Genomic DNA, 26644 nt, shown 5'->3' with positions numbered 1-26644 from the left:
TTCAGGGCTTCTTCGCGAGATCGAGCGAAACGGGCAGTTCCGTGATGCGAACCGCAAAGTGTCCATCGACGGCAACGAGTTGCCCGCGCGCCACGACCTTGCCTTCGATGGTCAGATCAATCGGCTGATCGATCGCACTGTCCAGGCGCAAGACCTGCCGTTCGCGCGCGCCCAGGAGCTCTCCCACGGTAATGGTCGCCTGGCCAACGCAAGCCTGCAAGGTGGCCTTGATCTGATGAAGTGGATTCCAGTCCTCCAGGACCGGACGCCCCCCCTCAGCCGCCGCGTCGAGTTCCGGCAGCGAGATGATCTGGGCAGTGGCGCCACCGCCGGCGGCCCCACGACTCTCGGCCAGGGCCGAAGGCGTCGATGTGTGCCGTGTGCTGGCGCGGTTGTCCGCGGCGATGCTGTCTACAGCTTGTGTCATTTGCTCTGTCCCTTGGATGGGTGAATGTTGGTGGGAACGGCAACGCCGACAGGAACGGCAGCAGCCGGTAGGGGGGCAAGTTCGACGGCGACTCGGCCGTCGGCCTGACCAAGCCAGGCGCTGCAGATCTCCGCGCCATCCGCCCCCGCCAGCGCGGCCGGCTTGTCGAGCGCGTGCGCGAGCGTCACGACGTCCCCCACTTGCAGTTCGCGAAGCTGGCCCAGACTCAGTTGCGTGCCGTCCAGGATCACTCGAACCGCCAGGTGTTTTCCGGAGAGTGCGTGCTGCAATGCGATGGGCTCGGTCACCAGCGGTCTGGGCGAGGACGGATGAACGCCTTGCGTCCCGAGAATGGCTGCCACCGCCTCATGAGGCAGGTGGAGGTGCCAGACGCCGCCGCACCACGGCATTCTGACCTCGAGTGCCCCCGACCAGGCACTGGGCACCGACGAAGAAAGACGGCCCGGATCACTGGATTCGACCAGGGGCATCGCACCGAAGAGGCGGCGTAATCGATCGAGCCAATCGTCCAACGCGGCGCGCGCCACGGTCAACGTGATCTGAGGCACTGCCCGCGTGGCGATCAACGCCAACGGGTCGAAATCGAAAAGCTGCCGAGTCAACGCAGCGAGTACCGACGACGTGATGCGCTGCGGATCCTGCCCTTGCGCATCGTCGTATGCCCACATCGCCTGAGTATCTGGCAACGTTGCCCCCTCTTGCGAGGCGATGACTGCCACTTCAAGTTCGTCCGGCAGGCGCTCGACAGAGAGCCAATCCTTTCCCCAGGCCTGCAGAAGTGCGGCAAAGCGGCGTCGAAGCATCGCTTGTTGATCCTGCGACCACCAATGAAGTGGACGCACGCGTCGAGCCGACTCTTCCAACGACAGAAGCGCCGATGCCGAGCCGTGTCTCGCAATCGCTTCAGACGGCGTATTCATTTGCTCTTCATCGAGAAGAGTTCCTGGAGCATGTCATTGGCCGTGGAGATCACCTGAGAACTCGCCTGGTAGCCGCGCTGCATGACCACGAGATCACTGAATTCCTGGGAGAGGTCCACATTGGAAATCTCGACCACGCCCGAGCGCACGGCACCGAAACCGTTTGCACCTGCGACGCCGATGTGCCATGCCTGCCCGTCTGTCGGCAAGAAGCGATTGCCGCCGACGGCGACGACCGCATCCGGCGAATCGAAGCGACCCAGCGCCAGCCGGGCACCTTGGGTGGTCTGACCATTGGAGTAGCCCATGACCAGCACACCGCTCTCGTTGAAGCTGGCACCGCTCAGCGCCCCGGGACCCACGCCATCCTGCGAGCCCATCGCGAGCGTCGAGAGGTTGCCGGCGGCGAACGAGGTGACGTCCGTGCCGAAGTCGAAGGCGACGCTCATCGTGGGCTGGCCCGCAGGGGCATAGTTCAGCGAGAAGCTTGCCGACTCGGCCAACGGCCTGCCACCCAGAAAGACGATCTGGCCGCTGCCCACCGAGACACCACCATCCGTCACATCCACGCGCCAACTGCCGGGCGATGCCGCATTCGTGTTGGTGAGCTTCATGCTCAACAGGTGCTCCGCCCCCGAGGCATCCATGACCTTGACATTGCCGACGGTCTGCTCGGTGGCCGTGCTCGACAGATTGCCGGTGAACTTCACACGAGACGTCGGTTTTCCGGCATTCGTCATCAGCCCGGCCACGGAGATCTCGACGAAGGCGCCACTGTCGTCCAGCCCCATCACTTTGGCCTCGCTACCGCGGTCGACCAGCACGCCGTTTGGGTCGAACTTGAACTGGCCAGCCCGCGAATAGCTGATCTTGCCCTCGGCATCCTGCAGCACGAACATGCCTTGACCGTCCACAGCCATGTCCAGGTCGTTGCCGGTGGCCCGAAGATCGCCCTGCTTGAAGGAAACGGACGTGCCCGTGGTGTTCAGGCCGAAGCCGAAACGGTCCTGGCCCTGGCCCGCCGCGCCACCGCTTGGATTTCCAGTACCGTAGAAGAGGTCGGCGAACTGCATGCTCGAGCTCTTGAAGCCCGGCGTGTTCAGGTTGGCCGTGTTGTTGGCGATGACACGCAGCCCGCGCGAATAGCCCAGCAGGCCTGTCATTCCGACGTAGATGGATTCAAGCACGGGAGTTCCTCAAGATATGAAGTTGACGGCGTCTCAGCGGACCGCCACGACTTGGCTGAGCGAGACGTCGCTCACCGTGGCACCCGCGGTGGTGCGAACGGTGAGCAATGGCGCCTGACCCGAAAGCGACAGCGCACTCACGGTTCCACTGAGTGTTCCGCTCGACGTCGTGACATCGACGGTCCGGCCGATGAGTCCGACCGACTGCAGCGCAGCCTGATTGGTGATCAAGGTATCGATCTTGTTGTTCAGCTGCTGCGTCTGTTCGACACTGGTGAACTGCGCCATCTGTGCCATGAACTCCTGGTTGTCCATCGGCTTGAGAGGATCCTGGTAGGTCAACTGGGTCAAGAGCACCTTGAGAAAGTCGGCCATCCCCAGGCTGTTGGCCTGCAAGTTGGAGGCGCCGGAACTGCTGACTGCGTCGATGGCCATTCAAGGCTCCTTTGAGTAGAACGATTCAAATTCACGGACAGGCCGGCCTTCCCGCCAGACCAGTCGACCGTTGCACACGACCTGGTGCAAGCGTTGCCCACGCTCTTCCAAGCCGCGCCGGAGATCGGCAACCAAAGTGGGCAACATGTCGATCAACCCCGGTGTGGCTTCCCGCATGCCCAACCAGACGGACACCCCCGCCGCTGCCGACTCGGTGTGTACGCTGATGGGCGATGTCTCGGGGGCCGGGTTCGTCGAGGACGCGAGCGCGGTGACGCGATCGATGGCTTCAGTCTCGCGCGGCCCGGACAAGGGGCTTGCCTGACGGGCCAGAGTGGTCGACGGCTCCAAGAAGTCCACAGCACCGTGAAGGAGCGCATCGCGCGATGGCGAACTGCCTTGCAGTGCCATTGCCATTGCCATTGTCGACACGCCGCCGCCACCGCCCTCGGCCATCGCGGAACTCCTATTCGGCGCCTCGGCCGAGAGCCAAGCGATCGATGGGGCAGGCAAAGCCTTGGGCAGCTGATCGACGACGCCCGCAGCGGCGCGGAAACGTGGTGCCTGCGGCTGGATGGATGGGTCTGCGCTGGGCGGTGCAGCGCGGAACCACCCACTGAGCTGCGCGCGCTCCATCTCGCGTTGCCACGCCAGTTGCCGAGAGTCCTTGTCGGAGCCTTCGCCGCCAGACGCGGCCGCGCGATGGCGCTGGGTCGCGCTGGCCTGCACCACGGTCGGAATCGCAGCAGCCATCAAATCTCTCCCTTGGACGTCGCTCGCCCCAGCGAACGCGACAGCCAGTCGCGGTCCTGCTCCGTGGCATTTCGCAACCGAAGATCATTGGCAAACTCCGCGAGCGCATCGTCCCTGTGGATGTTCAGCGCTTCGAGACGCAGTTGCTGCGCCATGCAATCCTTGCGGCAGTCCAGGCACAGCTTCTCTCTCTCGCTGCGATCGACCTGGAGCTTGAACATGCGCTCGCCCAGCATCGAGAGATAGGCCAGCGTGCGGCGGTGCACGGTGGGATCAAGCCGCAGATGCATCGACTCGGCCGCCTCGCTCGCCCCCGCGTCGTGCAATCGACGCACGGCGTCGAGCTCGGCATCGATGTCGTCGAGCGCCTTCTCCGCGCGCGCAAGTGCAGCCATCGACCTGTCCACCTGCCACTGCTGTCGCAGCCAGGCAGGCTCCATCGCATAGGCGAAGCCGCGTACATCCACATCCTTCGGCGTCATTGCCTCTCGCGTCATACGAGCTGGCCCGGTCGTTCTGATCGTTGGGGCACAGCCTCACCCAGCGCCGCACGCAGCGATTGCAGCGCTTGGTCGCGTGGCACGCCCCCGGCACTCTGGCGCAGCCATGCCTGCAAGGCGGGCTCGATCTGCAAGGCCTGATCCAGATCGGCATTGCTGCCCTTTTCGTACGCACCGATCTCCACCATCTGTCGATTTCGCTCGAGGATGGCCAGCCGGTTCACGGCAGCCGCCGCGAGCGCGCGCTCGTCAACATTGGCGAGCTCGGGCATCAACCGACTGGCGCTCTTGAGGACGTCAATGGCCGGGTACTGACCACGGTGGGCGATATGCCGCGACAACACGATATGCCCATCGAGGATTGCGCGAAGCGCATCCGACACTGGCTCGTTCATGTCATCACCCTCGACGAGCACGGTCAGCAACGCGGTAATCGAACCACCACCGGGCGCGGTGCCGCAGCGTTCGCACAACTCGGGCAGCTCGGCGAATACCGAGGGCGTGTAGCCGCGCGCGGTCGGTGGCTCACCGGCCGACAGGCCGATCTCGCGGCGCGCCATGGCAAAACGGGTGATGGAGTCCATTGTGAGCAGGACGTTGCGCCCTTCGTCACGAAACTGTTCGGCGATTGCCAGGGCGGCGTAGGCGGCACGCAGTCGTGCCAGTGCGGGCTGATCGGAGGTGGCCACCACCACCACGGACCGCATCAGCCCCTCAGGGCCGAGTTGCTTCTCGATGAACTCGCGCACTTCTCGTCCACGCTCGCCGATCAAAGCGATCACGTTCACCGTGCTCTGCTGCGCAGAGCCGGTTTGCGGCCGGACATGGCGCGCCAGCAACCCCAGAAGCGTGCTTTTTCCGACGCCACTGCCCGCGAAGATTCCCACGCGCTGACCTTGCCCGAGCGTCAGCAAGCCATCGATGCTGCGTATGCCCGTTTCCAGCACTTGCCGAATGGGCGGACGCTGCATCGGGTTGATTGGCATCGCCTTGAGCGGCCGCCGTAGTCCGGTGGCGGGACGAGGGCGACCGTCCAATGGCTCACCGAAGCCATCGATGACGCGCCCCAGCAGCGCCTGCCCGACGCCGATCTGCGACTCAACGCCGAGAGCCTGAACCTCGCACCCGATCGCGATACCTTCGATCGAACCGTAGGGCATGAGCGTCACAAGCCCGGGCTTGAGGCCCACCACTTCGGCCAGCACGCCTGGCGCCACGCCACCCGGGCGTTGAGACCTCACGGCGATCCGGCACAGCTCGCCGACCGTCACGTCCGGTCCGGTGGCATCGATCGCCAGGCCCTGCATTCCGCAGACCCAACCGATGCGGCGATGCAATTCCGTGCTGCGCAGGTCAGCAAGACTGCGTTGCAAGGCATTCACAGCCGGGGCTCCTGCGAGTGCACTGCCCTGCGCTGAGCCTTGAGCACCGAGCGCAGCCTGTCCAGTTGCGTCTCGAAGCGAGCGTCGAGCCCGCCCTCATCCGACCGGAGGATGCAGCCGCCCACCTCTATGGAGGGGTCTGCAACCCACTGCACATCATCATCGAAAAGCGTGTGCGCTGCGGTCGCAGCCTCTTGCCGAAGCGCCAACAAGTCGTCCGGATGCAAATGGATGGCGACCACCTTCCGGGACCGAAGGGCCTGTGTTGCGGCCTGCAGATGGCCCCGAATGTGTTCGGGGCTCGTGGCCTGCTCACCCAGCAAGCGGCAGACGACCTCGAAGCAGAGCGCGAGCATGTCGTCTTCAGACGCTGCGATGCGCGCTTCGATCTGTGCCGGCAAGCCAGCGAGGAGACCATCCATCAGTTGAAGGCGGGCTTGGTAGCTCACCTTCGATTGCTCGGCGATTTCCAGCGTAATGCGCTCGGTCCGAGCATTCAGTTCGCTCTCGATCTGCTCGGCCGTCTCGTCGGCGAGCTGCCTGGCCTTTTCGGCAGCTTGCGCCTGCGCCTCCTGACGCCCACGCACCACTCCGTCCTCGAAAGCGCGCCGAACCGCTTCCTGCAAGTCCGCCATCTGGTGCGTCGGGCGGTGCGCTTCTTCGGCGTGGACGAGACGCACCGACAGCACCGCCCCCTTGGGAGCTGCCGTCCCCAGCGCAGCGTCGGCGGGAGCGGGCAGGTGCCGCAGAGGCAATTCGAAACGCCCCCGCACTTCGACGTCCCGCAGGACCGGCCGAGTCTGAGCCGCGCTCACGAACGCGTCCTCCGTCGAAGCCATTGCCCAGCGCGGATGGCGTCGATGGCTCGCGCCCACTTAGGCGCGGCGTGTCGCACCTTCGGTTCCGTCTGCGGCGACTGCTGGGCCACCCTCAACGCGTCAACGACGGCCGAGTGCAGTGCTGCGCGCAGCGCGGGCGGGACGGCACGCGCCGGCTGCTCACTAGCAAACGCCTCCACGCGACGCCTTTGGGCGGGTTCCAGCCCCGCCAGCACGCGTTCTCGCCGAGCACCATCCGTCAGATTTAGCCAGCAGGCAATGACCGCCGTCGGTTCGGCGCTCAAGAGACGAACCATTGCGTCGACCTCACCCACCACGCCAGGGTTCCACTCGTCCGACGACGATGCGGTAGCGTCCCCCCTTTGGCCCAGGCCAGTACTTGTGGCTTCTGCAATCAGGGAGGCGTCAGGTGCGATTCCCAGGGCATCCAGTTCATCAACCAGTCGGCGAAGCGCTTCCGCCTGCGCCCCCGACAGGGCCTGCAGCATGAATGCCTGATCAACGGGAGCCATCGCGTGCAACAAGAGCGCGGCTCGGCGCATGCCCACCGTCTCGAGCGATGCGCCCTCCATGAAAGCAGGCGTGCTGGCGCTCGGCCCAATCACGCCGAGCCTCCCGATGGCGGCACCGTTCGGGACGCACGCTCTTCAGATGCAGTCGCGCCGCCATGAACCCAGTCCCGAACACGTCGCAAGGCCATCTCGCGATCGGCGTCCGACATGGGCGCGCGCGGAGCCGCCGTCCCAGGTTGGGTCGAAACGCGCCGTGCCCGTCGGGTTGCAAGGATCAGCAGTACCAGCAACGCGCCCACCGCCAGCACAAGCCAGGGCGACTCCATTCGCCAGGGCGCGCCCGCCGGAAGCGCTGCGGGCAACGATGGCGCGTCGCTCAGCCGGTCCTCTGACACATCTGCCGGCAACCGTGCCGGCGCGGTGGACCCGACCGGCGCCAGAGCGAGCGACTGGACGACAACGACATCGCCCCGATCGAGGGACGCGCCAGCCGCCGCGGCGATCACCTTGCGCAACTGGTCTAGTTGCGACGCGTCCAACGCCTTGCGGACCACGGCCACAACCTGCATGTGGCGAACCGAGCCGGGCTGACTCACCACCTGCTCGACGCGGCGGCCCACCGCGTACTGCACCTCGCGCTGCGAACTGGGGCGCGCCCCGGCATCTCCCGACTTGGCATCCACAGGGCTGCCGGCATCGCGCAGCGACTCGCTCTCTCGCACAACCACGCCCGTCGCCTGAAACCCTGTGCGGGACGCCGCCGGCAACACATCCTCGGTGGTCGTGCGGATCCGATCCATGTTGAGCAGGACGTCGACTGTCGCCATGGTTTGACCCGGGCCGAAGGAGCGTTCGAGCACCGTCTCGACCTTGCGCACCAAATACGCCTCCGTCTCTCGCTTGAGATCGAGCCGCGCACTGCTTTCCTCCACCTCGGTATCGCCCTCGGCACGCGTGAGCGCCACACCGTGGTCATCGGCAATCGTGACATCCTGCCGTGCCATGCCCGGCACGGCAGCGGCTACCAAACGCTGGATGCCCGTCACCTGCTCTGCGCGCAGTGCATGTCCCTGCCGAAGCGCCACGGTGATCGAAGCCTTGGCTTTGGAGGTCGCCTGCTTGAAAAGACTCTGTTCGGGCAGCGCGAGCAGCACGCGCACCTCGCGGACTTCGGCTAACGATTGAATGGTGCGGGTCAGTTCACCCTGAAGCGCACGCTGGTAGTTGATCTTCTGAGCGAACTCCGTCATGCCGAAGTCGGTGTTGTTGAACAGCTCGAGACCCACCGCGCCGTGCAACGGAATCTCCTTTCCCATGAGCTTCAGGCGAGTGGCATGGACCGACGCTTTGTCCACCAGGATGGAGCTGCCGTTTTCACCGAGGACGTAAGGTACCTTCAGCCGCTCCAGTTCGCTGGTCATCGCCTGTGCGTCCTGCGGCTTCAAGTCCGAGAAAAGCACCTGGTAGTCGGTGCGAAAGGTCCACCATGCCGCCACGGCGGTTGCCAGAAGGATGATGGCAACGCCGGCCAGCAGGCCTGCGCGTGCCTTGTGACTGAGTCCGTTCCAGAATGTCATATCGGCATCTTCATGATGTCTTGATAAGCCTCAAGAAGACGGTTTCGCACTTGCATCATCAATTGGAATGACACGCGGCTCTCCTCGAGATTGATCATGATCTGATGCAGGTTCTGCGCGTCGCCGACGGCAAGGCGCTGCAGGTCGACCTGACCAGCCGCGAGCTGGCGATTGATGCCGCCAAGCCCATCACTCACCATCTGCCCAAAAGATGTTCCCGCGCTTGGGGCGCCAGCGGACGCGGGCGCCGAGGACAAGCTCGAGGCCGCATTGCCGAGAAGACCTATCGCCTCGGGGGAGAGCGCCGCAATGGCTTCTGCCGGAAGGAAGGCCGTCATGTGTTGCCACCACCGATATCAAGCGCACGGAGCGCCAGCGTGCGGGCCGTGTTCATCGCCGCCACATTGGCTTCGTAGGCACGCGTGGCGCTCATGAGGCTGACCATTTCGGTGGCAGGATCCACCGCGGGATAGCTCACGAAGCCACGCGCATCGGCCAACGGGTGGCCCGGCTCGTAGAGCCGACGCGGCTCGACATCCATCGGCACGATGGACGCCACCGGTACGGCGCCCGCAAAGGGCAGCGACCGATCGGGGCCCAACCCAACCATGGATGCGAATGTCTCGGCCTGCGCGACGACGCGCAGCGGCTGATAGCTCCCGGCATCGGTACCTTGCACGGTATTGGCATTGGCCAAGTTCAGCGCCGCGACCTCTACCCGCATCCGTTCGATGCCCATGCCTACGGCGCTGATCGCAAAAGATTGGCTGTAGTCCATTGTCATTTCCTGCCGTCGCCGGCAGCCATGGAGAGAATTGAGAAATGACGCGACAGGCCCTTGACCAAGGCCTGATAGTGGACCGCGTTACGCGCCATTTCCGCCACTTCCACATCCAGTTGGACCTGCGTCCCGACGGTCGCCCCACGAATCGCCTCGACGCGTGGGCTCACTTGCGCGAGGGCCGTCGAATCGATCCAGCCAGATCGATCGACGCTCTGCCGCGCATCGGCAAGCTGATCTTCGAAGCTGACGCGCCGCGGCACATAGCCCACGGTGTTGGCGTTGGCGATGTTGGCCGCACTCACCTGTTGACGCAGGCTGGCTGCGTCCAAGGCGAGTGCCAGCGCCGATCGAGTGACGGCTTCAATGCTGTGTGTCATTGGGAGGCTGGTTGAAGGATGAGGAAAAAGCGGGCTCGATGGTGCCTTCACTGCACAACGAGTTCGCCGTGCAGCGCGCCTGCTGCCTTGACCGCACGCAGGATCGAAATCACGTCACGCGTGCTGGTCTTCAGGCGTGCCAGGGACTGAACGAGGTCGGACACGGTGTTGGAGCCCGCGACGAAGCCTGCCCCGTTTTGCTCGTCGACATCGATGCGGGTATTGGTAACGATGGCGGTGCGGACGTCCGGACCGGCATTCCACGCATTGATGGGCTGGGAGACGGTGTTCTGCGTTGCGATCGCGATTTTGATGTCTCCATGAGAGATCGCGACCTTGGAGATGCGCACATCGCCGCCCGACACGACGGTGCCCGTGCGCTCGTTGATCACCACCTTGGCGCGTCGGTCCGGCTCGACCGTCACGTTCTCGATGCGGGTGAGCAAAGGCACCAGATCGTCCGCTTGGCCTGGCGGCACGGAGATCTCAATGCCCGACGCGTCGCGCGCCCTCGCCGAGACGCCCCCCAGTTGACTGCTGATGGCACTCGCCACCCGGCTGGCGGTGGTGTAGTCCGGTTCGGCCAGGACGAAGGTGACACTTTGGCGGGGATCCAGCATCGTCGCCTCGACCCCGACCTCCACGGTGGCGCCGTTCGGGATGGAGCCAGTGGTCGGATGGTTCTTCTGAACGACGTTTCCATTGGCGTCATAGCGGTAGCCGCCGACCGACAGGGGCCCCTGCCCCAGCGCATACACGCGACCGTTGGCCGCCTTCAGCGACGTCAGCAGCAAGGTCCCACCCACCAGGCTGCGTGCGTCGCCAGACGAGCTCACCGTCACATCCAGCGTATCGCCTTCGCGCGCAAAGGTAGGCAGGATTGCGCTGACCATCACCACGGCCACGTTGCGGCTCTGCACCGCCTCCGGTGCGATGGTCAGATTGAACTGCGACATGACGTTGGACAGTGACTGCCGCGTCGTGCGGTTGCCGGGCGAATCGCCGGTACCGGCCAGGCCCGTCACGATGCCCGTGCCGAAGAGCGCGTTGTCGCGCCAACCCTTGATCTTGCCGAGGTCCTTCACGCGGATCACATCGGCCTGCGCCGTCGCGCATGCACCAAGGACGAGCAGGACGCTGAGCGCCTTCTGAATGATTGCAATCATGCGCTTCATCACAGTCCGAGCCAATCCACGATGCGCCGCCAGGCACTGCGGCGCGCGCGATCCGACACATCGCCCTCGCCGACATAGGTAATGTGAGCATCCGCCAGGCGCGTCGAAAGCACCACGTTGCCGTCGGAGATGTCCTGCGGGCGTACTCGTCCTTCCAGGTTGACCTTCTGTACCTCGTCGTTGACCGTCAACAACTGCTCGCCAGCCACGCGTAACTCCCGATTCGGAAGAACTTCGAGCACGGTCACGGTCAGGGTGGCGAGCAACTTGTTGGTTCGCTGGGTGCGTCCGCCGCCATCGAAGTCGCCGGTCACTCCGATACCCAGTTGTCCGACGCGCCTGCCGCTCTCGTGCGTCACCGACCCGCTGATGTCGTTGGCGCGGCGCGTTCCCGTATTGGCACTGCTGGTGGCGGAGGAGTTCTCAAAGACCTGCACCGTGAGCGCGTCACCGATCTTGAAGGCCTTGTTATCGGCGGTGAGTGGGCGGAAGGCGCCTTCCAGATAGAGACTTTCTGCCGCAGCGTGCTGGATCGACAAGACGCCGAGCAGCGAACACACAAGGCCGCAGCGAATGGCACCCAGTGACAATGCGCGGTTCATGGCTGGAGCTCCACTTCGCCCTGCCCGACGACGCGTGCCAGAACCTCGCCGCGGGAGCCCGGAACCTTGACCCGAACGAGCTGCCCTTGCCGGCCGTCCTGGAGCACCTCGACACGACTCTCGACGGATACGTCGCCGGAGCGAGCGAGAAGTCGTGCCCAGTGCCCCCGCGCGACAGTGGGTGCTGTCTCCAAATGGCCGTTGGCAACCACCTCGCCAGGTCGCACCGGGCGCTTGAGGCGCCGGTCTTGCGCTACGGAGGTGTCGTCGATCGTGGCGGATGATGCGCTCTTCACCGAGGGCCTCGCCCTGGCGATATCGATCTCCTCAGCGTGCATGCCGCCCTGACGCACGACAGCATCGAGCGGTGCACCAGCCGAGAGCGGTACGGTTGCGACCGAACGGTACGCCCATACAGCGACTTCAAAGCTCACCGGCACCGTTCGGACGAAACGATCCGCAACCCAGACGTCGACCCAGACCACCATGCGATTCGATGGCAAGCTTCCCTCGGGCAGCTGGCGTACGCGCAATGTCGCCGTGCCAGCGGGAAGCACCAGGTCTCGCATACCGCCAACCGGCCGCACTTCTGCACGGACACCCTGCGTGGACAGTTGTTGGACCAGCGACGCGCGACCCGCGTCCGTCAGCACGTCACCCGACAGTTGCTGCGCGGCGCTTTCGAGGCGGATACCTTGAGGACCAGACCAGCGCAGGGTTGGTACGTCCCGAGAAGACAGATACGACAGCGTTCGCAGCCCCGACTTGGCCAAGACCCACTGCTCGATGGCTTCACGATCGAGCCACATCTCGGCACCTGGGCGGGGCGCCGGCCCCATAGGTAGCGCGATCAGGCGGCGCATCAACGGCAGATCGCGTGTCGTGAGGAAGGCAATGTCGCCCAGCCGCACGTCCGGTCCCGAGATCGCGACATTGGCTTTCAGCTCGATGCGGACCTCTTGCCCGACGGTTTGGGCCTCTGCAAACGGGGCCAAGGCGGCGAACACCAGTGCGCCGAGCGGCGCCATGGCCCTAGCGACGAAGGCCATTGATCATTCCCAGCATTTCGTCCGAGGCCTGAATGAGTTTCACATTCGCCTCGTAGACACGCTGCGCCACCATGAGGCTCACCATCTCTTCCGTCAGTTTGACGTTCGATCCTTCCACAAAGCCTTGGGCGAGACTGCCCATCCCCTCTTCCCCAGCCCGCCCTGAAATAGGCTCACCCGACTCCGAGTTGGTCCGGTAGAGGTTGTCACCCTCGGGTTGAAGATTCGACGCATTGGTGAATCTGACAAGCTCGAGTTGCCCAATCTCCACTGGCGTGGACTGCCCGGTGACCACTGCGAGCACTCGCCCCGTGCTCTCGATGGTCAGCTCCTGCGCGTTGCCGGGGATGGAAAGGTTGGGCTTCAAGGGAAACCCGCCCGACGTCGAGAGAAGACCCTCTCGATTCACACGCAACGTCCCGCCCCGGGTGTAGGCGCTACTGCCATCCGGCATCGAGACCTCCAGGAAACCGTCACCTTGGATGGCGATGTCGTAGGCAGATTCGGTCTTCTTGAGATCCCCCATGTCGAAGAGCTTCTTCAGGCCAGAAATGCTCACGCCCGCTCCGACTCTGGGGGCTCCGCCGAGCAAACCCATCGCATCCAGGTTGGCAGGTGAGCGTGCAGCGCCCGCAACCATCAGATCGGCAAAGCCGACCTTGCTCTTCTTGAAGCCATTCGTATTCACGTTGGCCAGGTTGTTGGCAATCGTGTCAACGTTGAGCTGCTGTGCCTGCATACCGGTGGCGCTGATGTAGAGGGCATCGAACATGTGATTGGCTCCGAAGTGAAGTGCAGTAGGGGAGGAAGTTCGCTCGGGTCGCTCAGGCCGCATCGCCAAGCTTGCGAATGGCACTGCCCAGCATGTCGTCGTAGCCCAGTGCAACCTTCTGCATGGATTCGAAATGCCGCATCGACTGGATAAGCTGAACCATCTCGTGCATGGAATTGACGTTGGAGTTCTCCAGAAACCCTTGGCGCACCTGAACGTCGCCGTCCGGGAGCTGACTCGGTGGTTGGTCCGCGTGCACCAGACCATTTCCCAAGGGGCGCAGAGCCCTGAGGCCCTCGAACTGGACGACCTTGAGTTGCGCCACCGGAACTGCCTCTGCGCCATCACGGCCATTGGCCTCGAACACCCGGCCAGCGGCATCAATGACGGGATTGGGACGCGTCAGCACGATTTCTCCTCCCTGGCCCATGACGGGGTGCCCTTGCGCTGTCACGAGTCGGCCGCGAGCATCGAGCGACCAGTTACCCTGACGGGTGTAAGCCGGCCCATCATCCGTGGCGACCTCGAAGTAGCCTGTGCTGGAAAGCGCCACGTCCAGGCTTTGGCCTGTCGTTCGCAGGGTGGACGGTCGCGTGTCCGAGCGAACCACGAGGCCGTCTACCCCTGCGCCCGAGAACCTCGCCGCCCGGCGACTGATGCCGTCGTTCTGGAGCGCGTCGACTGTCGCCGCGAAGTCACCCCCCAGCGGAAGTGCATAGGCAACATCTCGTTTGTACCCAGGCGTCGTGGCATTCGCCATGTTCATGCTGATGCGCTGCACGCGCGCCATCTCCTGCTGCATTCCGTGCAGACTGATCGCGAGGACATCACTCATGGATTGTTGACTTTCGAGCGGGTCAGAGTTGAATCACGGCAAAGGACTTCAGCTCCACCGTGTGCGGAACCTCCGTCATCGCCAGTACGCGAAGATGCGGCATCACACGTTCAGCCAGGGTTCGAAGATGACGGCGCAGCTCCGGCGCACACAAGAGCACCGGGAGCAGGTTGCTCTTCATCATTCGCTCGGCCTGCTGAACCATGCGCTTCATGAGTTGCTCGGTCATGCGCGGCTCGAGAACAAAGGACTGCGCGCTCGATGCACCTGCCGCTGCCTGAAGGCTTTGCAAAAACTGACTCTCGATGGCCGGATCGAGCGTCAGAACCTGTAGCGAAGTCGCTTCACCCAGCAAACCATGGCAAATCGCATGGCCCAAACGCTGTCGTACCATCTCCGTGAGCAGACTCGGATCTCGTGTGGACCGTCCCGCATCAGCCAATGTTTCAAGGATCGCTTCCACATTTCGAATGGAGACCTTCTCGCGCAGGAGGTTCTGGAGAACCTTCTGCACGTCGCTGGACGAAAGGACGGTCGGAATCAATTCTTCGACCAGGCCGGGTTGCTCTTGCCGCACGCGAGCGAGCAAGCGCTCCACCTCCGCCCGGGTCAGCAGCGACGCCGACTCCCGTCGGAGCATCTCGGTGAGATGCGTCATGAAAACGGTCGGCGCATCGACCAGCGTGAAGTTGGCTTGGCTCGCCGCACTGCGCTGGCTCTCGTCAATCCAGAGAGCAGGCAGCCCGTAAGTCGGGTCTTTCGTGGCTTCACCGGCAATCGTCGTGACGTCGCCTGCCGGGTGAATGGCCAGCAGTTTGTCGGCGCGTGCTTCGCCCTTTCCTGCCAGGACACCATCCAGGTGAATTTCGTATCGATCTGCAGAAAGACGGGGCGCGTCCTTGAAGCGGACTCTGGGCAGCACCAACCCGAACTCCTGCGCATGCTGCTTGCGGAAGGTCGCGATTCGCTCCATGAGAACGCTGCCGGGCTGGTTCACCAACTCCACCCAGTGCCTGCCGAGGTGGACCTCCACAGGCTCGACTTTCAGCAAGGCATATGGATCTTCGCCCGCCGTCTTCTCTTCCGGGCCCGCCGCGGCGCCGTCTGCCGCCTGTGCACCCATAGCACCGTCTTCAGACGCCTTTTCGCCAGCCTTCGCAGCGCGGTGAAGCAGCATTGCAGCTGTCAAAAAACATGCCGCAAGCGCGAGTGTTGGCAGCGCGGGGATGCCCGGCAGCGCAAGCAGTCCGCCGAGCGCCATGGCAACCAGCAAGAGCGTCTTCGGGAAGGATCCGATCTGCCGTAACGCTTCCCGGCTGAGATTCGAATCCGACGCCGATCGCGTCACGATGATGCCCGTCCCGACTGCGATCACCAGCGCAGGAACCTGCGTCACGATGCCGTCGCCGATCGTCAGCAGCGTGTACGTTTTCAAGGCCTCGGACCACGGCAGGCCGTGTTGCATCACGCCGATGATCAGGCCGCCGACGATATTGATGAGCAGGATGATGATGCCGGCGATCGCATCGCCCTTGACGAACTTGCTGGCACCATCCATTGCGCCGTAGAAGCCGGCCTCCTTCTCGAGGTTCTTACGGCGCCGCTGAGCCTCTGCCTGATCAATGAAACCCATGTTCAGGTCCGCATCGATGCTCATCTGCTGCCCCGGCATGCTGTCGAGCGTAAATCGGGCAGCCACCTCGGAAACGCGCTGTGCGCCGCTCGTCACGACAACGTACTGCACGACGATGAGAATGAGAAAGACGATCAGGCCAATGACGTAGTTGCCCCCAACGACGAATGCGCCGATCGAGCCGATCACGCGACCTGCGTCGCCATCGGACAGGATGAGCCGCGTTGCCGCCACGTTCAAGGACAGGCGAAACAGCGTGGCAATCAGCAGCAGCGAGGGAAAGGTCGAGAACTCGACCGGTCTTGCCATGTAGAAGGTCAATAGCAGAACCAGGAACGCGAAGCTGAAGTTCGCCAGAATAAGGAAGTCGAGCAGTCCGCTTGGAATGGGCGCAAAGAGGACAACCAGAACGCCGAGCACGAGCAGCACCAGCGCGATATCGCTGTGCTTACCGATGACGCGTGCCAAGGCGTTCACGCCGTCCCGCCTTCGCCACCGGTGCGATCGCGCTGATCGCGCATGGCAAACACCCAAACGATGATCCGAGCGACCTGTGCGTAGAGCTCCGGCGGTACAGCGTGATCGATAGGGAGCTCTCGATAGAGACGCCTTGCCAGTGCCGGACTTTGGACAACAGGGATACGGTGCCGCGCGGCAATCTCGCGCATCGCTGCAGCGAGTTGTCCAGCTCCCTTCGCGAGCAACTGCGGCGAGGACATTCGTCCGTGCTCGTACTTTAGCGCGACGGCCACGTGAGTAGGGTTGGTGATGATGACGTCGGCATGACGCGTCTGCTGCAAAGAACTGCTGCGCTTGAGCATCTCGCGCCGCAGCTCCTTCAGCCGCGATCGGACGCGTGGATCGCCTTCCCGCTGCTTGACCTCGTCCTTGAGGTCGCGATGGCTCATGCGCATCTTCTTGGCGAACTCTCGTCGGCTGTAGACCAGGTCGACGAACGCAATGAGTCCCAGAATGAGTGCCATCTTGAGTCCGATGCTCGACAGATCATCGACGAGGATGTGCAGGTAGCCGATCGGCGACAACGAGGCCAGGGCATAGAACTGACCGGCCAGTGCCTCCAGTCCGATGTATGCGACCACCGCCAGCAAGGTGAGCTTCACCAGGGCACGCGCCGCATCGAACAACACCCGCGTGGAGAAGATCTTCTTGATGCCGTTGACTGGATTGATCCGATCGAAGTCCATCTTCACAGGCTCCGTCGAGAGGATCGGCCCAGTCTGGACGAGGTTGCCGATCACCGCCGCAAGTAGAATGGCCCCGAAGAAGGGCGCACACAGCGTCATTGCGGCACGAACAGAGCGCTCGACCAACGGCCACAACGTCGCGCCCCCGGGATCCATGCGCGCCGCATGGATCAACAGCGCCAGGTCGAACTTGAACTGCGCCGCGACTGCATCAAAGCCCCGCCATGTCAGATAGATAACGGCGACGCCGAAGACGATGGCAGAGACCAGGTCCTGGCTCTTGGCGACCTGCCCGCGCTCGCGCGCTTGCTGCAACTTGTAGGGCGTGGCCGCTTGATTGCGATCGACATCCTGCTCGGCCATCAGCGCACGCCTCGCTCAGGGGATGTCGACGGCGGTCGCTCCACGATGAAGATCGACTCCCAGGTCGTTGCGATGCTGGAATAGACGCGCGTCATGACACCGCCAATGCCAGCGAACCACACGGAGAGCGCGACGAGGCCAACGAGTATCTTCACCGGAAAGCCCATTGCAAACATGTTCATTTGCGGGAGGTTCCGGCTCACGACACCTAACACGAACTCGACCAGCAGGAGGCAGAAGACGACCGGCGCGGCAAGGGCAAAACCGAGGCTGAAAAGCCCCGTCGTTTGCTTCAGCAACGGGCCAAAGGCCTGGCTAAGCGGCCACGGTTCCCCCACAGGAAATCGCTCCAGGCTGAACGCGACGCCGCGCAGAAGGGCGTGGTGACCATCGACCAAGAAGAACACCAGCACCGCTAGGTAAGAGAACGCGGTGGTCAGGATTGGAACGGGGCGGCTGGTGACTGGATCGATGATCTGAGCGATCCCGTATCCCAATTGAACGTCAAGCAACTGGCCGGCCACGGCGAAGGCACCGAACGCCAACAGCACGCCCAAGCCTAACGTCAACCCGATTCCGATCTCCGTCATCGCGGCAGAAAGGTATGCGGCCCAGCCGCTCCAAAGCGCTGGGGCAAAGCCCAAGCCGCTTGCGATGGCCAGAGACATTCCAGCAACAAGCAACATGCGCACTGTGGCCGGCATGGGCATGGCGTAGAAAACTGGCGTCATCAGAAACGTCGCAGCAACTCGAAGAGCGACGAGGGATACGCCGGCAATCCATCCGAGCCCAAGCTCTGGGAACACTAGACTCATTGCCTGGGGTGCTCTGGGCGAGGAAGCGGTCATTTCCAAGGGCGCGAGCACTCAGAACATGGCGGGGATGCCGCTCCACAGATGGATAGTGAACTGCGACAGCTTTCGCAGCATCCAGGGACCCGCCACGATGATCACCGCCCCTGCAGTCAATAACTTGGGCACGAAAGTGAGAGACATCTCCTGCACCTGAGTGACCACCTGAAGCACGCTAATCACCAGCCCAACAACCATTGTCAAAAGCAACAGTGGAAGACAAACGATGAGCCCGGTCCAGAAAAGGTCCGCCATCATCTTTAGCGCAAGATCCGCGTGCATTTCCACTCCATGCGATTCAGCCAGTCGAAGCGAATCATTTCGCAGGCCATTCTGGAGATGATACAAAAAGCAACTGAACTAACATATAGTTTTAACTATGAATGCCAACTGAACGGCATAGGTTTCCCGGAAATTTGTGACATTCTTCTCAAACCGTGTGATCGTTTGGCTGGGCGCCGAAAACTTCCAACGCGCGGGGTCAAAGTTGTTCCATGACTGCGAGCGAGATGTGGCAGTCATGCTTCCGGATATTGGAGCGTTGGTTCGAGCACCAACGAACTGCGCACCGACGCTGCTGGCGCCCACGACGCTCACCGAGCCACTTGGTGGAACGCTCACGTCCATTTGTCCGCTGCTTTAAGCACGCCGGCCTACGCTCCTCTGAGTTGGCTCCAGCCGACCTACGCCCCATCCTTGCGACGTTGCTCAACAGGAACCGCCCATGCTATTTCCCCGGTCTCTGCCCACATCCCGCCACTTAGACGCCCTGCCAGCCTTCTATCGGCTGAACGACGTGACACGCATTACCGCGCTCAGCCGTTCGACGGTCTATCGCCGCATCGCGGAGGGCCGCTTCCCTGAGCCTGTTCATTTGGGGGGCAGAGCCTCGGCTTGGCCAAGCGCGGCGCTTCAAGCCTGGATCGACGACCCGCAGGGCTACCGCCGGGCTAAGCCGGAACCCTAAACCCCGTTGCGTTCCCGATGGGGGTGGCCGAATTTCTGCTCGTCTGTGATTGCATCGGCGTAGCGTTCGAGCGCAGCGACTCGCTCATTGGCACAACAACTTTACCAGCCGCCAAATCATCCAAGAGGTCAGCCCATACCTGAATCATCCGGTAGCGCTGCTCAAGGTGTGTGGTGCGATCGTAGCTTCCACCCAGTTCCTCGTCGGACACATGAGCTAGATGCCGCTCGATGACTTAGCGGTCCCATCCCAGCAGTTCCCGAATCAGCGTGCGCGCTGTCGCCCTGAAACCGTGCCCAGTGATCTGTTCCTTGGTGTCGTAACCCAATGTCCGCAACGCACTGTTGACAGTGTTGTCGCTCATGTAGCGCGTTTTCTCGGAGCGCTTGGCCATGCTCCGGAAGATTGGTCCCGTGGGACCGGTCAACGGCAAGATGTCCCGCAGGATGGCGACCGCCTGCGTCGGCAGCGGCACGAGATGCGCTGGCGTCCGCGGGTCGCGTTTCTTCCATTCCCGCAGCTTCATCTTCTCCGGCGGGCAACGCCACAGCGCCTGATCGAGGTCGACATCTTCCCAATGCGCCAACCGCAATTGACCTGGACGCTGGAACAGAAGTGGTGAAAGCAGCAGAGCAGCACGCGTGATGACGTTGCCGTTGTAGGCACGCATGTCTCGGAGCAACTGCCCGAGCTTCTGCGGGTCCGTGATGGCCGCGTAGTGGCGCGCACGCGGTGGCGGTAAGCCACCCGTGCGGCCGCTCACGAAATTCCTGCTCGGGTCCAAGGCGCCCACGTCGACGGCGTACTGGAACACATGCTGCACGGCTTCACGCACGCGTTGCGCCGTTTCCAAATTACCGCGCTCCTTGATGCGGTGCAGGCAGCGCACGACCTCCGTCGGCGCGATGGTTTCCATGGCCAGCGCACCGATCCACGGGAAGACATGCAGTTCCAGATGCCGCATGACTTTCTCGGCATAGCCGGCCGACCATTCACGATCCTTCTGCGCCTGAGCGTGCCAGACCCGGGCCATCCGCTCAAAGGTGTTGAGGTGTGCAACGCGCTCACGCTCTGCCGCCACACGTCGCGCCTCACGGGGATCGACACCGTGGGATCGCTTTTCTGCTTCGGCACGCACCTTCTTGCGGGCGGCGGCAAGCGTCACGACCGGGTAGCGCCCGAGACTGAGCTTGGCCTCCTTGCCATGCCGCTTGTAGCGATAGACCCACACCTTGCCGGTCGGCCGTACGCGAAGGTAGAGCCCCTCGCCATCCGCCAGCAAATATTCCTTGTCACGCGGCGCTGCCGCCTTGATCTGAAGCTCGGTGAGTTGCCCCATGGTGTACCCAAAATCGACTGCGGTTGAAAAGCAGTCTGGGGTACACCGTGGGGTACCTGCAAGAACGGGACGTTGTGGGATTCAGAGACACCGCTTGAGCCGCCTTTTTGAGGCTAAGTCCTTGATTTACAAGGACTTCTGAGCTGACTTGGGATCTACTAAGAAAGAAAGATGGTGGCCTGGGGCGGGTTCCAAAAAACCCCGCTAGGCCGCGTCAAATCTAACTTCTCACCGAATCCTGCATTCGCGGGTACACCTTGGGTACCACGAACTGCACGGATAACTGCAGTATACAGCCTCTTCGTAGCCCATCTTACGTCAGCATAACCCAACGATCCAAAGCACATGGACCCTGGCCGCGGGCAGGTCAACCAAGCTCATGGCGTGGTGCAGGTCAGGTGCCCGATCAGACGGTGCCCATCCTTAATGAGCACCGGCTGCTTGCGGCGCGCCGCGTACCTGAGCGCCTTTCGCAAGGATCTCAGGTTAGGTACTGTCGCGAGGTCGATTTCGGCCGGCGGCAGTGCGCGCCGGAAGTCGCTCAGCGTGTCGATCTGCAGCAGGTTCAGGCAGCGCAGATGCATGTCGCTGACCTTGTGCTTGGCCGCCACGGCCGGGGACAACCAGCCCAGCAGTTCAGTGACACGGTCGTACAGCATACGCAGTCGGTTCAGCGCATCGGCAGGCGTCGTGGGCGCAGGCGCCTGGATCGCCACCGGCGAGCCATGGCGGGAACGACTCTCAACCATCAGTGGTCCAAGCTTCCAGATGGGCTCGTGGTGAGCGATGCGATTTCGCAGCTCGTTGCACAGGTCGAGCCTGGCAAAGAGGGCGTCTCGGTGTTTCAGCTTGGCCCAGTAGCTTGCCTGTCGCTGCCGATGGCCGGGAAGAACGTCCAGGAGGATGGGTCCCCACGCCACGGGTTGTTGGTGAATATCGACCGTGAGATCGAGAAGGCGCGGCCAGAACCCGAATGTCAGGCCGGACACCACGTCATCGGGTGAGGGAGTAGGCACGCGCGGCAGCAACTGCTGACCCTGCTTGTAGTGCGTGACGTCCATGATCTTGGACTTCGACAGGCTGCTCAGGGCAACGTGCGCGTACCAGTCCTTGGAACCCTGGCCACCTACGGCGCCATAGCGCTGGCTCATGGCATGGTGAAATTGGTTCCGAAGCACCACCTCCACCAGCGAGATTGTGCGAAAAAGTACGGCGCTCAGGTCGTCGTTCCACTGGTAGAGTCCCAGTGCCTCACCGTCATCGGTGGCGCCGAAGAAGCTCCGGTAGTTGCTCAGTCGGGCGTGCGAAAGCGCCTGGATGTGCGCCAGATTCCCCGCCGGGTTGCCTTTGATCAATTTCAGCATGCGTGTTATACTTTCCCTGTAAGCGCTTGGGCAACATGGTTCAGTAGCTCCCTCTTCGGACGGACGCTGGGCTCCAAGACGCAAAAGAGGATGCGGCCGCGTAAGCGGCCGTTTTCCTTTGTGCTACGCATGACCGGCCTCCTCCAGCAACCCTGACAGCTTGGCTTCCAGCCGCGCCAGCTCAGACTTGAGCTGAATCCGCTCGGCTCGCAGGGCGTCCAGGTCAACCGGTTCCTCGTCTGCCACGGCCGCCACATACCGAGCCACGCTAAGATTGAAGTCGTTCGCCGCGATCTCGGCTGGGGCGACGAGGCGTGCGTACGGTGCAACGTCTTGCCGCCGGCGGTAGATGTCCTCGATCGTGCTCAGGTCGGACTCGCGCAGCACGTTCTGCGTCTTCCCATGCTGGTACGTGTGGCTGGCGTCGATGAACATCACGCCGTCATCGGCCTTCCGCTTGCGCAGCACAAGAATCGCCACCGGGATGGCCGTATGAGCGAACATCTTGGTTGGCAAGGCGATCACCGCATCGATCAGGTTTTCGCGGACGAGGTGCTCTCGGATCTCCCGTTCCGCCCCAGTACGAAAGAGCACACCCAAGGTCACGACCGCCGCCATGCGGCCCGTCCCAGGCGCGAGCGTCTCGACCATGTGGCTGAGGAACGCATAGTCGCCGGCCATCCGCGGGGGGACGCCGCGCCGGTAGCGCTGATAGACGTCTCTCTCCGCCAACTCGTGCCCCCAGTCGCGCAGCGAGAACGGGGGACTGGAGACGACGACATCGAAGCGCCTCAGCCCGCCAGCGGTATCGAGCAACTTGGGGTCGCGCAGGGTGTCTCCCCATTCAAGCTGATGATGGGTCTCACCATGGAGAACCATGTTCATCTTGGCCAGCGCCCAGGTCGAGCCGTTTTTCTCCTGGCCAAAGAGGGCACACCCATCCTCCCCCGACCTCGCCCTGGCGAACTGACTGCACGCGATCAGCAGCGAACCTGTTCCACAACAGGGGTCGCCGATGGCCTCGCCGCTCGTGGGTTCCATCAAGCGCGCCAGCAACTGGGACACCTCGGGCGGGGTGTAGAACTCGCCGCCCCACCTTCCCCCGAGTTCTGCGGTATGCCTGATCAGCGAGTCACATGCAAAGGCAGCACCTTCCTTCGCCAAGCTGTCGCCCTCGCCGAAGTTCAAAGCGCTGGCGTCGATCGCATCCAGCAGACGGCCAAGCACACGCTCCTTCTGCTCTACGTTTCCGAGCACGGTCGAATTGAAGCTGATGCCCTGGAAAACGCCGCGCAGGCCAGGGTTGGCCCGTTCGATTGCAGCAAGGGCCGCATCGATGCGTTCGCCCAAGCCAGCGCTGTCGCGCGCAGCGACGAGGCGGCCGAAGCGGGACTCGTCGGGCGCGCAATACGGGGCGTCGCCAGGGACTGCGGCGGCCTGGCCGCCGTGCGGCGACGCAACGTCAGAGAGAAACCTCACCAGCAGCATTGCCAGCACAAGGTCGCGGTACTCCATCGGCCCGCACATCCCCCGGAACGCGTCGCAGGCCTGGAGAACTGCAGACCGAATGGCTTCTTGTCGCGCGGGATCAAGCATCTTCGGCCCCACCCTGCAGCGCTTGGCGCGTCATATAGGCGGTCTCGGTCCGGTCGATCTCATTCAGGCGATGTCGAATGGCCACGATCTCCTGTGCCGTCTGGTCGAGTTCGGCAATCTGGCGCTGCTTCGCCATGGGAGGAATTTCGATTTCCAGCGAAAGAAGCGTAGCTTTGGTCAGCGCCTTGATCGTGGTGCCTGTCAACAGCAGAGAAATGCGCTTCTGCGTCGACGGGTTATTCAGCACCCAGACCAAGTAGCGCGCGTCCAGCTGGGTGTCCGGCCGGATCACGCTGAGCTGGCCCATGGGGAACACAAGATCCTCGGCGCCTTCGAAGAGCCAGGCCTTGTAATAGTCACCCCTTGACGGGATCACGACGTCGCCGGGTTGAAGGCAGTGCGAAAGGTGCCGCTCCTGCACATGCAGGCGGGGCAGTTCGTGCCAGCGCAGGGGTTTGCCAGCCACCAAGTCTCGGATGGCCAATGCCCGCACATTGCCGTCAGGACCCTCCTTGGGGGCCTGATCGCGAAAAACGACGGCGGTGTGGACTTTGGCGAGGGCGCCGAGCGGGCGGTTCATTCGATGCGGATGGTTCTACTGTTTTACGCAGTGTAACAGGCTTGCGCCAAAATGCAAGCAGTAGAACCATCCGCGATAAACTCGGCTGTCTTCACCCGGCCGCAGGGCCGCTTTCGAGGCTCTGACGGTAGGCCAGTTCATCCTCGTGGTCCTGGTCACGCCAACTGTCGTCCACGCCGCCGTAGCCACCCGCCTCGCCGAACACCAGCCCTGCCCGGCCCGCCTTGCGATAAGTCAGCCAGCCGCGGCAGTTCAGCGTGTCGCCGTTGAACATGCGATCGCCCTCTGGGTCGTATTCACCCGTCAGGTCACCTGCGGCTTCGATGGTCCACTCGTCCCGTGCTGCCCACAGGTCCGAAGTCGCGGGGCACGCGTCTTCCATTTCGGGCTCGTACGGGAACGACGCGTTGCTTTCGGCCATCGCGCCGGCCACGTCGTCCGAATCGGAGATTACCTGCGCCAAGGCCTCGCGGGCATGCGAGTCGTAGAAGTCGGCAACGCTCTCGTACACGCCGGCCTGGCCATCGCCGGCTTTCAACGCGGCGGTACACGCCTGAACGACCACAGGACCGTTCTGCAGGCCCAATTCGACCGCGCGTCCTGTTCCCAGCGGGACGTTGAGGACGTAGATCTCGGCGTCATCGAGGTGGTACTCGCGCGTGGTATCCGCCTCGTCCGCCGTCAGCGCGGCATGGGTGCGGTAGCCCAGCAATGCTGCAATGACTTCGGTGAGATGGGAGCGCTTGACCGTCAGGCCTTGCGCCACGAGTGCTTGGGAGGCCGTGTAGACGGCCGAGCGAGCGTAGTTGCTCATGGGAATACTCCACTGCTGTTCGAGCGCTGGACGTTTTGTCGCTGTCGAACAGCCGGTATCCCGGAGGGTTCAGAAGCGATGTACAGGAACTGACGAGAGCCTTTTTCAAGCTGTCCAGAGCTTTGGCGGGCGCCGGGCGCAATTTTACGCCTGGCGGCGTGGCGCCGCAAACGCCTGCGCCAGCCCTGCCCATATTCGGTCGAATGGCCTTGTTTACTGCGCAGTGAAGTTGTGCGTCGGCTGGCCGATCCGTAAGTCGGCCACGGCGCCGCTCGGGTAGTGGGTCGCATCGCACACCGGCGCGCCCGGTGCGATAATGGTGCCAAGGCTTCGGGCAGGAGCCTGCCACCCGTCATAGCAAAGCTGTTGACAGCACTGCCGACACTCCCTCTCTTCCCGCATGTCATGTTCGGGTTCGAGAAGCGGCAGACGGGTGACGTTTCGTCATGAACTCAGGAGCATTGTCATGTCGAGTGAAGCTATTCGTCCGTCCACCCTGGACGGCATCAAACGCCTCGCCAAGTCCCTCAAGGTCGAACGCGGGGTGCGCCATCTGCAGGCGCTGGACGCCGCTGCTCAGGCCGCGGGCTACCAGAACATCCGCCACGCGAACAATGTGTTGTCCGGCCGGCCGGCCACGGAAGCTCGGCGTCCTCGCCACCGCGTCTACCTGACGGCGTACTGGAAGGACAAGGAGAGCGGCAGCAGTGGCCGCGAGACCCTGTCGCTGGAGTTGCCGTGTCCCTGGGACGAACTGATCACCCTGGCCCAGTTGGAGAACCATCGCGCCCTCGTGCACTTTCGCGCCGAAGGCCCTGACCACCTGGCGCGCGAACACCTGCAGCGCACGCAGTCCGAGGCGCGTCGCGCCGTCTGCACCGCAGCCCGCGCGTTGCAGTTCATGGGGGCCACGCGGCTGCGGCCCTCGAAGAGCCACAGCCGCGCCTTCCCGGGCGGTCGATCCAGCAACGCGATTCCGGGTCGCGACCACTACAGCGTCTGGTACGACCGCGACACCAAGCGCTACCTGTTCGTCGACGAACCCTACGAGGAAGCAGCAAAGGGGAAGTTGGCCGAACGCCAGGCCTGGGCGGACAAGCACGGATTCACGGTGATCAAGTCGACGTGGCCGGGCATGTACGCCCCCGACGGGGGCTCGCGCCTGTACCTGGTCGCTGATACCGCCAAGGGCGTCGCGCTGGAGCCCATCACCGCTGCGCTGGACCGGTTGCCGCCACCCATCGTCGAGGAGGCGTGGCGCGGCGAATCAGCCCCCATGCTGCCGTTCTTCGTGAGCCCTGGTGCCCTGGCCAAGCTGGCGGCCGCGAAGGACAAGCCGCCGGCCACGCGCAAGGCCGCAGTGCCCCGCAATTCGGTCGGCTACGTGCAGACCTTCGTTGGTCCGCAGCGCCGTCCGAAGGGGCGCATGCCGATCGAAGCGCATGCCGAGGTGGGACGCCTGCTGAAGTCGGTGCTGACAGCCACCTACCAGCGCAAGGGTGTGTACAACCGGGTCAACGCCGTTCGCAGCGAACTCGACGAGTGGACGCAGCGCGAATACAACCGTGCCGAGTTGGCCTCCGAGCAGTTCTTCGAGCTGTACTACCACGAGTCGGGCTCGACGTTCGAGCGCGCACTGCCGGTGGCCGAACGCGCGCGTCACGATGACAGTCTGGCCCAGGCGAAGCAAATGCTCAGCGCGCACTACCCGGATTGCCCCCCGTTGCGATCTCTGCTCAAGAAGATCGACGCTGCGCAGAAGTCGTTGCAGACCTGGACCTGAAG

29 protein-coding genes are annotated in these 26644 nt (G+C 63.3%); 2 read left to right on the top strand and 27 right to left on the bottom strand.

Annotation, left to right across the window (positions count from 1 at the left end; genetic code table 11):
- Position 1: 1 nt before the first annotated feature.
- The 22 genes from QTH86_RS20580 to QTH86_RS20475 are packed head-to-tail and all read right to left on the bottom strand — an operon-like array spanning position 2 to position 18481.
- Positions 2–427 carry a FliM/FliN family flagellar motor C-terminal domain-containing protein gene (locus QTH86_RS20580; RefSeq protein ID WP_286648004.1) on the bottom strand — a complete coding sequence of 142 codons (426 nt, stop codon included), beginning with the start codon at positions 425–427 and terminating at the stop codon, positions 2–4.
- A complete protein-coding gene (locus QTH86_RS20575) occupies positions 424–1368 on the bottom strand; it encodes a FliM/FliN family flagellar motor C-terminal domain-containing protein (protein ID WP_286648003.1) in 945 nt (314 codons plus the stop codon). Before QTH86_RS20575 ends, QTH86_RS20580 begins: the two co-directional genes overlap by 4 nt.
- Positions 1365–2555, bottom strand: a complete 1191-nt coding sequence (locus QTH86_RS20570) for a flagellar hook protein FlgE (protein WP_286648002.1) — start codon at positions 2553–2555, stop codon at positions 1365–1367. Before QTH86_RS20570 ends, QTH86_RS20575 begins: the two co-directional genes overlap by 4 nt.
- Before the next feature lie 33 nt (positions 2556–2588).
- Positions 2589–2990, bottom strand: coding sequence for a flagellar hook assembly protein FlgD (locus tag QTH86_RS20565; RefSeq protein ID WP_286648001.1), 402 nt, complete (start codon positions 2988–2990; stop codon positions 2589–2591).
- On the bottom strand, positions 2991–3743 hold the full coding sequence (locus tag QTH86_RS20560) for a hypothetical protein (protein ID WP_286648000.1): 753 nt from the start codon (positions 3741–3743) through the stop codon (positions 2991–2993).
- Positions 3743–4225, bottom strand: coding sequence for a hypothetical protein (locus QTH86_RS20555; protein WP_286647999.1), 483 nt, complete (start codon positions 4223–4225; stop codon positions 3743–3745). The genes QTH86_RS20560 and QTH86_RS20555 overlap by 1 nt, the downstream gene beginning before the upstream one ends.
- A gap of 11 nt (positions 4226–4236) precedes the next feature.
- The gene (locus QTH86_RS20550) at positions 4237–5625 is read right to left on the bottom strand and encodes a FliI/YscN family ATPase (RefSeq protein WP_286647998.1); all 1389 of its coding nucleotides are present in this window, start codon (positions 5623–5625) and stop codon (positions 4237–4239) included.
- Positions 5622–6440: a FliH/SctL family protein gene (locus tag QTH86_RS20545; RefSeq protein ID WP_286647997.1), complete on the bottom strand. Its 819-nt coding sequence runs from the start codon at positions 6438–6440 to the stop codon at positions 5622–5624. The genes QTH86_RS20550 and QTH86_RS20545 overlap by 4 nt, the downstream gene beginning before the upstream one ends.
- On the bottom strand, positions 6437–7036 hold the full coding sequence (locus tag QTH86_RS20540; RefSeq protein ID WP_286647996.1) for a hypothetical protein: 600 nt from the start codon (positions 7034–7036) through the stop codon (positions 6437–6439). Before QTH86_RS20540 ends, QTH86_RS20545 begins: the two co-directional genes overlap by 4 nt.
- Before the next feature lie 29 nt (positions 7037–7065).
- Positions 7066–8553, bottom strand: coding sequence for a flagellar basal-body MS-ring/collar protein FliF (gene fliF / locus QTH86_RS20535; protein ID WP_286647995.1), 1488 nt, complete (start codon positions 8551–8553; stop codon positions 7066–7068).
- A complete protein-coding gene (fliE, locus tag QTH86_RS20530) occupies positions 8550–8891 on the bottom strand; it encodes a flagellar hook-basal body complex protein FliE (protein ID WP_286647994.1) in 342 nt (113 codons plus the stop codon). Before fliE ends, fliF begins: the two co-directional genes overlap by 4 nt.
- Positions 8888–9331: a flagellar basal body rod protein FlgC gene (gene flgC, locus QTH86_RS20525; protein ID WP_286647993.1), complete on the bottom strand. Its 444-nt coding sequence runs from the start codon at positions 9329–9331 to the stop codon at positions 8888–8890. Before flgC ends, fliE begins: the two co-directional genes overlap by 4 nt.
- A gap of 2 nt (positions 9332–9333) precedes the next feature.
- Positions 9334–9714 (bottom strand): flagellar basal body rod protein FlgB, encoded by a 381-nt coding sequence (gene flgB, locus QTH86_RS20520; protein ID WP_286647992.1) that lies wholly within the window; start codon positions 9712–9714, stop codon positions 9334–9336.
- A gap of 47 nt (positions 9715–9761) precedes the next feature.
- Positions 9762–10889 (bottom strand): flagellar basal body P-ring protein FlgI, encoded by a 1128-nt coding sequence (locus QTH86_RS20515; RefSeq protein ID WP_286647991.1) that lies wholly within the window; start codon positions 10887–10889, stop codon positions 9762–9764.
- Positions 10889–11491, bottom strand: coding sequence for a flagellar basal body L-ring protein FlgH (locus QTH86_RS20510; protein WP_286647990.1), 603 nt, complete (start codon positions 11489–11491; stop codon positions 10889–10891). The genes QTH86_RS20515 and QTH86_RS20510 overlap by 1 nt, the downstream gene beginning before the upstream one ends.
- On the bottom strand, positions 11488–12540 hold the full coding sequence (gene flgA / locus QTH86_RS20505) for a flagellar basal body P-ring formation chaperone FlgA (RefSeq protein WP_286647989.1): 1053 nt from the start codon (positions 12538–12540) through the stop codon (positions 11488–11490). Before flgA ends, QTH86_RS20510 begins: the two co-directional genes overlap by 4 nt.
- The gene (flgG, locus tag QTH86_RS20500) at positions 12524–13312 is read right to left on the bottom strand and encodes a flagellar basal-body rod protein FlgG (protein ID WP_286647988.1); all 789 of its coding nucleotides are present in this window, start codon (positions 13310–13312) and stop codon (positions 12524–12526) included. Before flgG ends, flgA begins: the two co-directional genes overlap by 17 nt.
- Before the next feature lie 52 nt (positions 13313–13364).
- Entirely contained in the window at positions 13365–14147 is a 783-nt protein-coding gene (locus QTH86_RS20495; protein WP_286647987.1) for a flagellar hook-basal body protein, read from the bottom strand.
- 22 nt (positions 14148–14169) lie between these two features.
- Positions 14170–16257, bottom strand: a complete 2088-nt coding sequence (gene flhA / locus QTH86_RS20490; protein ID WP_286647986.1) for a flagellar biosynthesis protein FlhA — start codon at positions 16255–16257, stop codon at positions 14170–14172.
- Positions 16254–17348, bottom strand: a complete 1095-nt coding sequence (locus tag QTH86_RS20485; RefSeq protein ID WP_286647985.1) for an EscU/YscU/HrcU family type III secretion system export apparatus switch protein — start codon at positions 17346–17348, stop codon at positions 16254–16256. Before QTH86_RS20485 ends, flhA begins: the two co-directional genes overlap by 4 nt.
- Positions 17348–18163: a flagellar biosynthetic protein FliR gene (gene fliR, locus QTH86_RS20480; RefSeq protein WP_286647984.1), complete on the bottom strand. Its 816-nt coding sequence runs from the start codon at positions 18161–18163 to the stop codon at positions 17348–17350. The genes QTH86_RS20485 and fliR overlap by 1 nt, the downstream gene beginning before the upstream one ends.
- Before the next feature lie 51 nt (positions 18164–18214).
- On the bottom strand, positions 18215–18481 hold the full coding sequence (locus QTH86_RS20475; RefSeq protein WP_286647983.1) for a flagellar biosynthetic protein FliQ: 267 nt from the start codon (positions 18479–18481) through the stop codon (positions 18215–18217).
- A 442-nt stretch (positions 18482–18923) separates the two neighbouring features.
- On the opposite strand from QTH86_RS20475, the gene QTH86_RS20470 reads away from it, so the two are divergent.
- Positions 18924–19166 carry a helix-turn-helix transcriptional regulator gene (locus tag QTH86_RS20470; protein ID WP_286647982.1) on the top strand — a complete coding sequence of 81 codons (243 nt, stop codon included), beginning with the start codon at positions 18924–18926 and terminating at the stop codon, positions 19164–19166.
- 235 nt (positions 19167–19401) lie between these two features.
- Here QTH86_RS20470 and QTH86_RS20465 read toward each other — a convergent pair whose 3' ends face one another.
- The 5 genes from QTH86_RS20465 to QTH86_RS20445 form a co-directional block, all read right to left on the bottom strand.
- Positions 19402–20505 (bottom strand): tyrosine-type recombinase/integrase, encoded by a 1104-nt coding sequence (locus QTH86_RS20465; RefSeq protein WP_286647981.1) that lies wholly within the window; start codon positions 20503–20505, stop codon positions 19402–19404.
- Positions 20506–20882: 377 nt separating this feature from the next.
- Positions 20883–21869 (bottom strand): Abi family protein, encoded by a 987-nt coding sequence (locus tag QTH86_RS20460; protein WP_286621188.1) that lies wholly within the window; start codon positions 21867–21869, stop codon positions 20883–20885.
- A gap of 123 nt (positions 21870–21992) precedes the next feature.
- A complete protein-coding gene (locus QTH86_RS20455) occupies positions 21993–23465 on the bottom strand; it encodes a type I restriction-modification system subunit M (RefSeq protein WP_286621187.1) in 1473 nt (490 codons plus the stop codon).
- Positions 23458–24045 (bottom strand): restriction endonuclease subunit S, encoded by a 588-nt coding sequence (locus QTH86_RS20450; protein WP_286621185.1) that lies wholly within the window; start codon positions 24043–24045, stop codon positions 23458–23460. Before QTH86_RS20450 ends, QTH86_RS20455 begins: the two co-directional genes overlap by 8 nt.
- A 91-nt stretch (positions 24046–24136) precedes the next feature.
- On the bottom strand, positions 24137–24859 hold the full coding sequence (locus QTH86_RS20445; protein ID WP_286621184.1) for a hypothetical protein: 723 nt from the start codon (positions 24857–24859) through the stop codon (positions 24137–24139).
- 466 nt (positions 24860–25325) lie between these two features.
- On the opposite strand from QTH86_RS20445, the gene QTH86_RS20440 reads away from it, so the two are divergent.
- Positions 25326–26642: a DUF5623 domain-containing protein gene (locus QTH86_RS20440; protein WP_286621182.1), complete on the top strand. Its 1317-nt coding sequence runs from the start codon at positions 25326–25328 to the stop codon at positions 26640–26642.
- Positions 26643–26644: the final 2 nt, after the last annotated feature.

This window comes from Variovorax sp. J2L1-78 (assembly GCF_030317205.1).
Lineage (GTDB): Bacteria > Pseudomonadota > Gammaproteobacteria > Burkholderiales > Burkholderiaceae_C > Variovorax > Variovorax arabinosiphilus.
Note: the sequence above shows the minus strand (reverse complement) of the source record. Positions and strands in the feature narration are given on the sequence as shown.

Coding starts and splice junctions, on each gene's coding strand:
- QTH86_RS20580 (WP_286648004.1), bottom strand. CDS start 427: ATGACACAAGCTGTAGACAGCATCGCCGCGGACAACCGCGCCAGCACA.
- QTH86_RS20575 (WP_286648003.1), bottom strand. CDS start 1,368: ATGAATACGCCGTCTGAAGCGATTGCGAGACACGGCTCGGCATCGGCG.
- QTH86_RS20565 (WP_286648001.1), bottom strand. CDS start 2,990: ATGGCCATCGACGCAGTCAGCAGTTCCGGCGCCTCCAACTTGCAGGCC.
- QTH86_RS20560 (WP_286648000.1), bottom strand. CDS start 3,743: ATGGCTGCTGCGATTCCGACCGTGGTGCAGGCCAGCGCGACCCAGCGC.
- QTH86_RS20555 (WP_286647999.1), bottom strand. CDS start 4,225: ATGACGCCGAAGGATGTGGATGTACGCGGCTTCGCCTATGCGATGGAG.
- QTH86_RS20540 (WP_286647996.1), bottom strand. CDS start 7,036: ATGGAGGGCGCATCGCTCGAGACGGTGGGCATGCGCCGAGCCGCGCTC.
- fliF (WP_286647995.1), bottom strand. CDS start 8,553: ATGACATTCTGGAACGGACTCAGTCACAAGGCACGCGCAGGCCTGCTG.
- fliE (WP_286647994.1), bottom strand. CDS start 8,891: ATGACGGCCTTCCTTCCGGCAGAAGCCATTGCGGCGCTCTCCCCCGAG.
- flgC (WP_286647993.1), bottom strand. CDS start 9,331: ATGGACTACAGCCAATCTTTTGCGATCAGCGCCGTAGGCATGGGCATC.
- flgB (WP_286647992.1), bottom strand. CDS start 9,714: ATGACACACAGCATTGAAGCCGTCACTCGATCGGCGCTGGCACTCGCC.
- QTH86_RS20515 (WP_286647991.1), bottom strand. CDS start 10,889: ATGAAGCGCATGATTGCAATCATTCAGAAGGCGCTCAGCGTCCTGCTC.
- QTH86_RS20510 (WP_286647990.1), bottom strand. CDS start 11,491: ATGAACCGCGCATTGTCACTGGGTGCCATTCGCTGCGGCCTTGTGTGT.
- flgA (WP_286647989.1), bottom strand. CDS start 12,540: ATGGCCTTCGTCGCTAGGGCCATGGCGCCGCTCGGCGCACTGGTGTTC.
- flgG (WP_286647988.1), bottom strand. CDS start 13,312: ATGTTCGATGCCCTCTACATCAGCGCCACCGGTATGCAGGCACAGCAG.
- QTH86_RS20495 (WP_286647987.1), bottom strand. CDS start 14,147: ATGAGTGATGTCCTCGCGATCAGTCTGCACGGAATGCAGCAGGAGATG.
- QTH86_RS20485 (WP_286647985.1), bottom strand. CDS start 17,348: ATGGCCGAGCAGGATGTCGATCGCAATCAAGCGGCCACGCCCTACAAG.
- fliR (WP_286647984.1), bottom strand. CDS start 18,163: ATGAGTCTAGTGTTCCCAGAGCTTGGGCTCGGATGGATTGCCGGCGTA.
- QTH86_RS20475 (WP_286647983.1), bottom strand. CDS start 18,481: ATGCACGCGGATCTTGCGCTAAAGATGATGGCGGACCTTTTCTGGACC.
- QTH86_RS20470 (WP_286647982.1), top strand. CDS start 18,924: ATGCTATTTCCCCGGTCTCTGCCCACATCCCGCCACTTAGACGCCCTG.
- QTH86_RS20465 (WP_286647981.1), bottom strand. CDS start 20,505: ATGGGGCAACTCACCGAGCTTCAGATCAAGGCGGCAGCGCCGCGTGAC.
- QTH86_RS20460 (WP_286621188.1), bottom strand. CDS start 21,869: ATGCTGAAATTGATCAAAGGCAACCCGGCGGGGAATCTGGCGCACATC.
- QTH86_RS20455 (WP_286621187.1), bottom strand. CDS start 23,465: ATGCTTGATCCCGCGCGACAAGAAGCCATTCGGTCTGCAGTTCTCCAG.
- QTH86_RS20450 (WP_286621185.1), bottom strand. CDS start 24,045: ATGAACCGCCCGCTCGGCGCCCTCGCCAAAGTCCACACCGCCGTCGTT.
- QTH86_RS20445 (WP_286621184.1), bottom strand. CDS start 24,859: ATGAGCAACTACGCTCGCTCGGCCGTCTACACGGCCTCCCAAGCACTC.
- QTH86_RS20440 (WP_286621182.1), top strand. CDS start 25,326: ATGTCGAGTGAAGCTATTCGTCCGTCCACCCTGGACGGCATCAAACGC.